At 65.7% G+C, this 10,210-nt stretch carries 9 protein-coding genes; 7 read left to right on the top strand and 2 right to left on the bottom strand.

Features of this window, described 5'->3' with window-relative positions; translation table 11 throughout:
* Positions 1 to 23 precede the first annotated feature (23 nt).
* The 5 genes from larC (at position 24) to KA184_01230 (ending at position 6,183) form a co-directional block, all read left to right on the top strand.
* Positions 24 to 1,223 (top strand): nickel pincer cofactor biosynthesis protein LarC, encoded by a 1,200-nt coding sequence (gene larC, locus KA184_01250; protein ID MBP8128178.1) that lies wholly within the window; start codon positions 24 to 26, stop codon positions 1,221 to 1,223.
* Positions 1,216 to 1,710: a pantetheine-phosphate adenylyltransferase gene (gene coaD / locus KA184_01245; GenBank protein ID MBP8128177.1), complete on the top strand. Its 495-nt coding sequence runs from the start codon at positions 1,216 to 1,218 to the stop codon at positions 1,708 to 1,710. Before larC ends, coaD begins: the two co-directional genes overlap by 8 nt.
* Before the next feature lie 185 nt (positions 1,711 to 1,895).
* Positions 1,896 to 3,131 (top strand): FAD-dependent oxidoreductase, encoded by a 1,236-nt coding sequence (locus KA184_01240; protein MBP8128176.1) that lies wholly within the window; start codon positions 1,896 to 1,898, stop codon positions 3,129 to 3,131.
* A gap of 16 nt (positions 3,132 to 3,147) precedes the next feature.
* Positions 3,148 to 3,627, top strand: coding sequence for a ribonuclease E activity regulator RraA (gene rraA, locus KA184_01235; GenBank protein ID MBP8128175.1), 480 nt, complete (start codon positions 3,148 to 3,150; stop codon positions 3,625 to 3,627).
* 123 nt (positions 3,628 to 3,750) lie between these two features.
* Positions 3,751 to 6,183 (top strand): hypothetical protein, encoded by a 2,433-nt coding sequence (locus KA184_01230; protein ID MBP8128174.1) that lies wholly within the window; start codon positions 3,751 to 3,753, stop codon positions 6,181 to 6,183.
* A gap of 45 nt (positions 6,184 to 6,228) precedes the next feature.
* On the opposite strand, the gene argS is transcribed toward KA184_01230, so the two are convergent.
* On the bottom strand, positions 6,229 to 7,944 hold the full coding sequence (argS, locus tag KA184_01225) for an arginine--tRNA ligase (GenBank protein ID MBP8128173.1): 1,716 nt from the start codon (positions 7,942 to 7,944) through the stop codon (positions 6,229 to 6,231).
* A 137-nt stretch (positions 7,945 to 8,081) separates the two neighbouring features.
* Here argS and KA184_01220 point away from each other — a divergent pair, with 137 nt between their 5' ends.
* Positions 8,082 to 8,252, top strand: a complete 171-nt coding sequence (locus KA184_01220) for a hypothetical protein (protein MBP8128172.1) — start codon at positions 8,082 to 8,084, stop codon at positions 8,250 to 8,252.
* A gap of 74 nt (positions 8,253 to 8,326) precedes the next feature.
* A complete protein-coding gene (locus KA184_01215) occupies positions 8,327 to 9,451 on the top strand; it encodes a 1-acyl-sn-glycerol-3-phosphate acyltransferase (protein ID MBP8128171.1) in 1,125 nt (374 codons plus the stop codon).
* Here KA184_01215 and KA184_01210 read toward each other — a convergent pair.
* Positions 9,448 to 10,210, bottom strand: a 763-nt coding sequence (locus KA184_01210; protein MBP8128170.1) for a hypothetical protein, incomplete at its 5' end; no start/stop codon positions are given. The two genes, KA184_01215 and KA184_01210, sit on opposite strands and share 4 nt — an antisense overlap.

Raw genomic sequence — 10,210 nt, 5'->3', positions numbered from 1 at the left:
GATGCCCACACACAAGGCGGGTTATGCGGATTCTGTACTTCGATTGTTTTAGCGGGATCAGCGGCGATATGAGCGTGGGCGCGTTGATCGACGCCGGCGCGTCTTTCGAGACGATCCGAACGGGGCTTGAATCGCTGGGCGTGCAGGGATTCACGGTAGCCGCGGAGAAGGTGAAGAAGAAGGGCATACAGGCGACACAATTCCGGGTATTGCTCGACGATAGCGCGGCTCAACCGCACCGGCATCTGCGGCATGTGGTTGAAATCATCGAGCGGGGCATGTTGCCTGAGCCGGTGAAGACCGCGGCCATCGGGACATTCCGCCTGCTCGCGGACGCCGAGGCGGAAGTGCACGGGTCGACGCCGGAAAAGGTGCATTTCCACGAGGTCGGCGCCGTCGACTCCATCGTGGACATTGTCGCCGCGCAACATGCGTTGCATCTGCTTGGTGTTGACGAGATCGCCGTGTCGCCCATGCACCTCGGGTCGGGCACGGTGCGCTGCGCGCACGGCGTGATGCCTGTCCCCGCGCCCGCCACGGCCCTTCTGCTGCGCGGCAAACCGACCTATGGCGGGTCTGTCGAGGCGGAACTGGTGACGCCGACGGGCGCGGCGCTCGTGGCGCAATGCGCGAAACGCTTCGGCCCCGCGCCCGCCATGTCGGTGCAAACCATCGGCTATGGCGCCGGCACGCGCGACTTGCCTGACCTGCCGAACGTGTTGCGCGTGATGACCGGCGAGGCCCTGGACGCGGCGCCGGGCACGGAGGCCATTTCCGTGGTCGAAGCGAACATCGACGACATGACCGGGGAACTCTACCCGCCGCTCGTCGAGGCGCTGCTGGAAGCGGGCGCGCGCGATGCGTTCGTGACGCCGGTGCTCGGCAAGAAGGCCCGCCCGGCGCATGGTATCACCGTCCTTTGCGATGAACCTCGCGTTTCCGCTATCGTGCGTGTCCTGTTCGCGCATTCCACGACATTCGGCGTGCGCGTGCGCGCCGAGCGCCGCTTCGTATTGGCCCGGGACTGGCGCGACGCCGAGACGCCGTGGGGCACGGTGCGCGTAAAAGTGGGATGGTTCGACGGACAACTGAGCGCGGCCGCGCCGGAGTTCGAGGATTGCCGCGTCGTTGCGCAGCGGTCCGGTGTTCCCGTGCGCAAGGTGTATGAGGCCGCGCTGGCCGCGGCGCAGCAGTTGCGGGAGGAGAAGAAAAGAGATGAGTGAACGCGTAGCGTTGTATCCGGGAAGTTTCGATCCGCCCACGCGCGGTCATCTCGACCTTATCGAGCGTGCGGGCCGCATGTTCGACAGGGTGATTGTCGCCATTGCGGCCAATATCCGCAAGACCGGCCTGTTTTCCGTCGAGGAACGGCTCGAAATGCTGCGCGAGATGGTGCGCGACATGCCCGCGGTCACCGTGACCCAGTTCGATTCGCTGAGCGTCGAATTCGCGCGCCGGCATAACGCGATTGCGATCATCCGCGGCCTGCGCGTCATGTCCGACTTCGAGTATGAGCTGACCCTGGCAATCAACAACCGGAAACTCAACCCCGAGGTCGACACCGTCTGCCTGATGCCCAGTGAGCCATACGTGTTCCTGAGTTCGTCGATGGTGAAGGAAATCGCCAGTTTCGGAGGCGATCTCGGCTGCAGCGTCACCCCTGAGGTGGAGAAACGCCTGCGCGACAAGCTGCGGCCAATGCTATCATAGGTCTCTTGCCTGCCAGCCTTTTGGCCTTCTCCCTGCAACGGTGTCTTGGGCAGCCGTTTCTTTGCCCCTTACGTCTTTTCGGTCGCTTTGGTCCTTTCCCGCCGGGGAATAGCGCGCCCCGGTCCCCTTGTTTCGCCTGCATCGGGGATACTCCATTTCCGGGGGAATAGGCGCCGGAACCCCTCATGAACGCTACGCGTCCCAGACTGCTCATACTTGGCACGGGTTTCGCCTCGTTCAGTCTCGTCAAGGACATTGACGTGGACCGGTACGAGGTGATCGTCGTCAGCCCGCGCAATCACTTCTTGTTCACGCCGCTGCTGCCGAGCACGACCGTGGGTACGATCGAGTTCCGCAGCATTATCGAGCCGATCCGCACGGCCCGCTGGAATATCCGGTTCCATCAGGCGCGTTGCGGGCGCATTGACCTCGAAAACAACGTGGCCCATTGCGAGGGGTTCTTCCGCAACACGCCGTACGCTATCACCTACGATTTGCTGGTCATAGGCGTGGGCGTCGTCAGCAACACGTTCGGTGTGCCGGGCGTCGAACAGAATTCGTTCTTTATGAAGGAACTCGCGGACGCCCGCGCGATCCGCCAGCGGGTCATCGAGTGCTTCGAGCGGGCGAGCAAGCCGAAGCGGGACCTCGGCGAGGTACGCATGCTGCTCCATTTCGTCGTGGTCGGCGGCGGGCCCACGGGCGTTGAATTTGCCGCGGAAATGCACGATTTCGTGCGGCAGGACCTCCATCGCTGGTTCCCGGACCTGATGCCCCATGTCAAGATCACGTTGCTTGAAGCGCGCAACGACATCCTGTCCTCGTTCGATGCGAAGCTGAGCAAGTACGCCTTGCGCCATTTCCGGCGCGGCGGCGTCGATATCCGGACCGGTTGCCAGGTGTCCGAGGTTCAGGAAAACGCCGTTATCCTGAGTACGGGCGAATCCATCCCGTGCGGCCTCGTGGTCTGGTCCACCGGCATCGCCGCAAATGACTTGGTGCGCTCGCTCGATGTGCCCAAGGGCCCCCTGCAACGGCTGGTCACGGACCGTCATCTCCTGGTGGCGGGCACGCGCAACGTCTACGCCATCGGCGATTGCTCGATCCTGCAGGACCAGGACCTGCCCGCGACAGCGCAAGTGGCGCAACAGCAGGGCAAGTACCTCGCCCGCTACCTGAACCAACTCGCGCGCGGCAAGACGGCCAAGCCGTTCCGCTACCGGCACATGGGCATGCTGGCGTATATCGGCGAGCACCGGGCGCTGGCGGATTTCAAGAACGTCAAGGGGCGCGGCTATGCCGCATGGCTGTTTTGGCGCTCGGCGTACATCACCAAGCTCATCAGCATGCGGAACAAGATACTCGTGGTGCAGAATTGGCTGACCACCTTCATTTTCGGACGCGATATCAGCCGATTCTAAGTTGGGAGACCGGATGATGGACTTCGCGACGGCGGACCTGTGCGACCGGTTTGAGGAACGCGTGCGCGCGGCGGAATGGTGCCTGCTCGATTTCGGGGGGCGCATCGCGTTCCACGGGCCTATTGAGACTATCAAGACCTTCGAGGACAACAGCCTGGTCCGGATATGTGCCGAGGAGCCGGGGCAGGGCAGAGTGCTCGTGGTCGATGGCGGCGGCTCGATGCGCCGCGCATTGTTGGGAGACCGGCTTGCGGCATTGGCCGTCCGGAACGGCTGGAGCGGGCTCGTGATCAACGGTTGCATCCGCGACGCGGCGGCCATCGCGCGGATGGACCTCGGGGTAAAGGCGCTCGGTACGCACCCGATGAAAACGCTCAAACGCAACCTCGGCGAACGCGGCGTCCCGGTGTGTTTCGGCGGGGTGGACTTCGTTCCCGGCCAGCATCTCTATGCGGACCGCGACGGCATCATCGTGACGGAAACGGCGCTGCTCTAACCGTCACGCGTCCTTGCGGCATCATCGCGTTCCTTTGGCTTGCGCGTTTGCGTGTGCTACCCTGCATCCGCCCGCGCCGCCTGCAGCGGGCGGCAAAAAAGGGCAAAACATGGAGGTGGGGTCATGAACCCGCAATCCGCATTCTGGACCTGCCGCGCGTTCGGGTTTGGCGCGGCCCTGCTGTGCGCGATGGCCGCGGCGCAAGCGCCCGAAAACATCGCGCTGGGCGCGTCGTACACGCTCGAACCGCGCCCCGATTACGAGCATTGCACCGACGACGGCGACGCGCGGCAACTTACCGACGGCGTGTACACCGAGGGCCATTTCTGGACCCAGCCGGGCACGGTCGGCTGGCAAAGAGCCCGGCCCGTCATCATCGTCATCGATCTCGGCGCGCCTCGGGCCATTCGCGGGGTCTCGTACAGCACCGCCGCGGGTGCGGCGGGCGTCGCGTGGCCCGAGGCGATCCTGCTGTTCGTCGCGGGCGAGGACAAAGTGTTCTACGATGCGGGCGAACTCGTCGAACTCAGCGCCGCCGCGGGGAGTCCCCCGGAGGACGCGTATGCGGCGCACCGGTTCCGCACGGACGCGCTTGAAACATGGGGCCGCTACGTAGCCTTGGGCATCTGGGCCTCGCCGTACATCTTCGTCGATGAGATCGAAGTCTACGCGGGCGAGCCGGCGTGGATTGGCGCGCCGCGCGCGGGACAGCCGATTACCAGCCTGGCGAAGGGGATGGAGCGTCTGGCCGTTCACACCGGCGTGCGCCGGCGCATCGAGCGTGATATCGCGGAAGTGCGCGAGAAACTGGCCGCGCTGGAATCCGCCCCGGACGCGCACACCGCGATTGCGGCGGAGCTGGACCGCATCGCGGAGGCCATTCCGGGTCTGCCCGTCGATTATCCGGAGGACTTCCGGACCGTGATGCCCCTGAACGAACTGCACGCGCGGGTGCTTCGTGCGCATGCGGCGCTGTGGCGCGCCGAGGGCCGTGCGCCCGTTACGGTGTGGACCTCGAACCTCTGGGACCCGCTGGAACTGCTCGCGGACCCGCCGGAAAGCGCCGCGCCCGCGATGAGCGTGGCCATGATGCGCAATGAGTACCGCGCCGCGTCGTTCAACGTCACAAACGCAGGCGAGACGGACGCACATTTCGAGATGCGCGTGCGGGGGTTGCCGGGCGGCGTGAACCCCGGCTTTGTCGTGGTACAGGAAGTCGAATGGACCGATACGCAGACGGGGAAGCCCGTCGCCGCGGCGCTGACCGATGCCGCGCGCGAAGGCGAAGCGTACCGCATTGGCGTGCCTTCGGGCATGACCCGGCAGGTCTGGCTCACGTTTTGCCCGGGGGACCTGGAGCCGGGCCGGTTTCAGGCGCACATCGAGTTGAATTCGGGCGAACAGCACCACGTCGTGCCGCTCACGCTCGCGCTGTATCCGTTTCGGTTTCCGGACCGGCCCACGCTGCATTGCGGCGGCTGGGATTACACGAATTCGGAGCGCCACTACGGCGTGACGCCCGAGAACCGGGACGCGTTTATCGCGCATTTGCGCGCCCATTTCGTCGACGCCCCCTGGGCCACGGCGGCGGCGCTGCCGCATGGCGCCTATGACGATGCGGGAAACCTGGCCGCGCCGCCCGACACCGCGAACTTCGATGAATGGCTCCGGCGCTGGCCTGACGCGGGCCTCTACTGCGTATTTGCGTCGGTCGGAAAGTCCTGCGCCAAGTGGTCTATCGGCGCGCCCGAATTCGACACGGCCGTGCAGGGCTGGATCCGCTTCTGGGCGGACCATGCGCGGTCGAAGGGCGTCGCGCCGGAAAAACTCGCGCTGTTGCTCGTGGACGAACCCCGGAGCCCGGAGCAGGACGCCATCATCCTCGCGTGGGCGAAGGCGATCCACGCGGCAGGCACGGGCGTGCGCGTGTGGGAAGACCCGATCTACAACGACATGTCGCTCGCGCTGCAGGAATCCGTCGACGAATGGGACGTGCTGTGCCCGAACCGCGTCATCTTCAGAAACGCCGATGCCGCTTACCGCGACTACTTCGCCGCGCAACGCGCGCGCGGCAAGACGCTGGAATTCTACTCGTGCAGCGGGCCCGTCCGCCTGCTGGACCCCTACCGCTACTTCCGCCTCCAGGCATGGGATTGCTGGCGCTACGGCGCCACGGCGACCTATTTCTGGGCCTTCGGCGACAACGCCGGCGTATCGTCCTGGAACGAGTACGCAACGCCGCGCAACATGTATACGCCGCTCTTCCTCGACGCGAAAAGCGTAACGCCGGGCAAGCACATGGAGGCTATTCGTGAGAGCATAGAGGATTACGAATACCTGGCCATGCTTGAACGCGCCGTCGCCGAAGCCGAGGCGCGCAACGCGCCGCCCGAGGCCGTCGCGCGGGCCCGCGAGACGCTCGAAGCATGGCCCAGCCGCGTTTGTGAATCGGGAGCCGCTCAGAAGATCCTCTGGCACAACAAGGAAACCGACCGCACCCTCGCGGATCAGGCCCGTATCGCCATCCTGGACGCGCTCTCCCTGCTGGCCAGGTAGGCACACGATTACACGGCGCTCACGGGCCGGGCGCGTTCGGCCGCGCTACATGCGTTCCGGCGTGTCGATGCCGAGCAGTTGCAGAGCGTTCGCGATGGTCTGGCGCGTGGCGGCGCACAGTTCCGCGCGGGCCCGCACGAGCGCGGGCGTCTCCGCCGTGAGCACGGGGCATTCGTGATAGAACGTCGTGAACTGGCGGGCCGTCTCGAGAGCGTACTGGGCCACGGGCGCGGTCGTGCGCTGTGCCAGGCAGCCGGACACGGTCTGCGGGAATGCCGTCAGCTTCAGGAGCAGCGCCCACTCGGCGTCCGTGACCCGCGGGTACTCGCCTACGGGGGCGGCCTCGAGCGGCTGGCCGTACTTGCGCAGGATCGAGTTAATCCGCGCGCAGGAGTATTGAATGTAGGGGCCCGTGTCGCCCGTGAACGACAGGTTCGCGTCCATGTCGAATATGACGTTGCGGTTCGGGCTCACGCGCAGCACGCTGAACCGCACCGCCGCCACGGCCACCTGCGCCGCGATGGCATGCTGCTCCTCGGGCGGCAGGTCGCGGCATTGCTCGGCCACGCGCCGCGCCGCGAGCGCCGTTGCCTGGTCCAGAAAATCGGAGAGCAGCACGACCTTGCCCTGACGCGTCGACATCTTGGAATGCTCGCCGGAATCGTGGCCCTCTTTGAGCAGGATGTACGCGTAGTAAACCGCTTCCGGCGTGCGGTGGCCCGCGTTTTCGAGGATCATCGTGATCTGCTGCTGATACGTCTTGTGGTCCTCGCCCAGAACGACCAGATTGAAGTCCGCGCCGTGCGACGCCTTGTCGATGTTGTAAGCGAGGTCGCGATAGCCGTACATGCTGCTGCCGTTCGCGCGGAGAAGCACGAAGTACCGGCCTTCCTCGACCGGATGGCCCAGCGGGGCGAGGTCCACGACGAGGCGCTGCTCCTCGTCCGTGAACAGAGCGCCCTTCGCGCGCAGCGCGCCGAGCACCGGTTCCAGCCGCGGGTCTTTCAGATACGCCGACTCGTAATCAAAGCAATCGTAGCGCACGCCAAGCCGCGCCAGGACGCCCAACTGGCCGCGCAGGCAGATATCCACCACCTTGCGGAAGCGCGCCCGCGTGTCCGCGTCGCCCTCTTCCATCCTCGCAAGGAGTTCGAACCCGCGCGCCGCGAATTCCGGGTCCGTTTCCGCGCGCGCATTGGCCTCGACGTAGAGCCGCAGCACTTCGTCGAAAGCGAGGTTCTCGCGGTCCGCGGCCACGAGCGTAAGCAGCCCGATCTGCTTGCCGATGTCGTTCACGTAATAGTGCACCTGCAGGTCGAAGCCCTCGAATCGGAGCAGGCGCGCCAAGCTGTCGCCGATCATGGCGTTGCGCGCGCGGCCCACGTGGGGACTCGCGTTCGGGTTGATGCTCGTGTGTTCGATGAGCGCCGACCTGCCCGCGCCGCTCCGGTTCGAACCGAAAGCCGCGCCCTCGGCCAGAATCGTCCCGACGATCTCGCTTGCGAACGCCGCACGGTCCAGGCGCAGGTTCAGATACGGCCCCGCGGCCTGCGCGCCCGTCACCCGCGGTCCGAGGTCGGCCTGCGTCATCTGCGCGGCCAGCCGGGCCGGCGGAATGCCCAGTTTCCGGGCCGCCTGAAACAGGTTCACGGCCACGTCGCCAAGCTCCAGTTTCGGCGGCGGGCCAACGCCGATGTCGTCGGGATCGAGCCCCGGACAAGCCGCCGCCAATGGGACCGTCAGCATATGAAACGGATTCACGATGACCCTCCATGAAAAGAATCTGCCCGCAGGCTTGTAACAATCGGGGAAGCTGGATTATATAGTAACCGGGCGACAGGCGAAAACCGGGCGTTACGCATCTCAGTCGAATGCAGGCTGGGCCAGGAAAGGACGAAATGACCATGCATACGCGAGCCATCACGCGCGCGCCGCATATGGGGCAAGTCGGAGGGACATCCGCCCTCGAAAGCATCATTATTCTGCTTGTTACGGTGTTCTTCCGTGATTGGGACAACTTCGCCATGGTGATCCAGAATCTCTCGAAGTTCTACGCCAAGACACCCTGAACGGCGTATTGAACCCGGACCGGCGCAACGGACGGCTTGCCCCTGCTTTCATCGGCCCTTAGAATACATGTCCTATGCAAGCGTTGCGCGCATGGCTGATGGCAATCCCTGTATTCGCGCGATATTTCCTGTATCGCGCCGGTCTGGCGCGCCGCCCCAGATTCACCGACTACTACCCGGAATACCAGGCCTTCTGCGGCTCGATCCTGCATTGGGACCGCCGCACGCGCATTGTCGGCGCGGAGCATTGCCCGCGCGGCAGTCCCGCCGTCTTCGCCGCGAATCATGTGCGGCTCAGTGACCCGCTCTATATCTTCCGCGCCGTCACGCGCGCCAGCGAAGAGCGCCTCTATGTGCGCTTCATGGCCCGGGACGATTTCTTCAACCACTGGGCGTGGCGGTTTTTCCCGTTCAGGCCGCACGACATGCTGGAAATGGGCGGCGCCTGTTTCATCAGCCGGGGCGGCGCGAAACCCGCGCAATTGAAGCCGCTCCTCGACCTGCTCGAGGCGCGCGAGGCTTTCCTCATGTTCCCCGGCGGCACGCGCTCGCGCAGCGGCGTCCTTATCGAATACGGCGGCCGCGCGGCGCGGTCGCGCGGCGTGGCGTTCTTCCTCGCGCAGACGCAGGCAAAGCATCCCGATTGGCGCGTGCCCGCCGTACCGCTCGTGCGCACGTTCGATCCCGCGCGGCACAACAGTGTCGTCGTGTTTGGCCCGCCGGTGTATCTGGAACCGGAAGCCGGCCGGGAGCAACAACGCGCCTTTGACGAGGAACTTGCAGCCAGGCTGGGCGGCCTGGTCGAGATTCACGCGACGCACATCGTAAGCGCGCTGCTCTATCTCTGGTGTCTGCACGGCCGCGGCCTGGAACTGACGAAGGATGCGCTGTGCGAAGCCTGCCGCCGCGTGCGCGACAACCTCCAAGGCCGCCACATCCATCCGGGGCTTATTGCGCGCCTGGAAGGAGAAGTCCGCGGTGCGTTGCGTTACCTGCGCCGCCGGGGCATGGTGCGCGTGAAACGGGGAAGCATTTTCCCCAAGGCCGCGCGCATCCTCGATTGCCCCCCGCTCGACACTGCATACCGCAAGCGGAATCCGGTGAGATTCTTCGCGAATCAGTTGTTGCACCTGCCGGACGTCACGCGCGCGATCGAATCCGCCGCCGCGGCGCTGCGCGAGGACGCGCCGCGCGGCTAGGGCGCCGGCGCCTGCCAGCTGAGGCGCGGTTTCGCCTCCGCGTCGAGCAGCGTGTGGAATTTCGGGTCGTCCGGCGCGCCGCGGAATACATGGTCCGCGAAATCGAGCAGTGCGGCCCAGTCTTCCATTGTGGTGTCGTGGCCGCCGGGCCGGATGTGCAGGCCGTTCCGGTCGGGCGCGCCGAGGAAATCGAACACGGGCTGCGCGGCCTGCGTCGTTATCTGCGAGCCGAGCGGATTCGCCCACAGGTCATCCTGGCCTTCGATACAGAGCAGTGCGCGCGGCGCGACGAGCGCCTTGAGAAAATGCTGGTCGAAGGGAAGACGATTCTCCCGACCGGCAAACAAGGCCAGGCGCGGCTGGAACCAGTAGTGGAACCGGTTCGGCGACGTGATCATCCGCAGCGTCTCCGAACCGCGACCCATGACCCGGTACGCGCCCGCGCCGCCTGCGCCGCTGGCGTGGGGAACGACAAGCGCGAACCGCTCATCGGCCGCGCCCGCGAGCAATGCCGTTTTGCCCGCCCGCGAATGGCCCGTCAACGCAATTCTGGCCGCGTCGACGCCGCCGACGGTTTCAAGATAGTCCATGACCCGCATGCAGCCCCACGCCCATGCCGCCAGCGTTGCCCAATCGTGCCCGGGGTAGAGCGGATGCACGCCGTCCGTGCGGTCGGCCGTGTCTTCGTCGAGGTCATGCTTATCGAAGCCCGCGAATCCGTAGCCGCGTTCGAGGTGCAGCCGGGCCGCGGGCAGCAGG

It is taken from the genome of Candidatus Hydrogenedentota bacterium (genome assembly GCA_018005585.1).
In the GTDB taxonomy this organism is placed as follows: Bacteria; Hydrogenedentota; Hydrogenedentia; order Hydrogenedentales; family JAGMZX01; genus JAGMZX01.
This window is presented reverse-complemented; position numbering and strand designations above follow the sequence as displayed.

Coding starts and splice junctions, on each gene's coding strand:
- coaD (MBP8128177.1), top strand. CDS start 1,216: ATGAGTGAACGCGTAGCGTTGTATCCGGGAAGTTTCGATCCGCCCACG.
- KA184_01215 (MBP8128171.1), top strand. CDS start 8,327: ATGCAAGCGTTGCGCGCATGGCTGATGGCAATCCCTGTATTCGCGCGA.
- KA184_01230 (MBP8128174.1), top strand. CDS start 3,751: ATGAACCCGCAATCCGCATTCTGGACCTGCCGCGCGTTCGGGTTTGGC.
- KA184_01240 (MBP8128176.1), top strand. CDS start 1,896: ATGAACGCTACGCGTCCCAGACTGCTCATACTTGGCACGGGTTTCGCC.
- KA184_01220 (MBP8128172.1), top strand. CDS start 8,082: ATGACCATGCATACGCGAGCCATCACGCGCGCGCCGCATATGGGGCAA.
- larC (MBP8128178.1), top strand. CDS start 24: ATGCGGATTCTGTACTTCGATTGTTTTAGCGGGATCAGCGGCGATATG.
- rraA (MBP8128175.1), top strand. CDS start 3,148: ATGGACTTCGCGACGGCGGACCTGTGCGACCGGTTTGAGGAACGCGTG.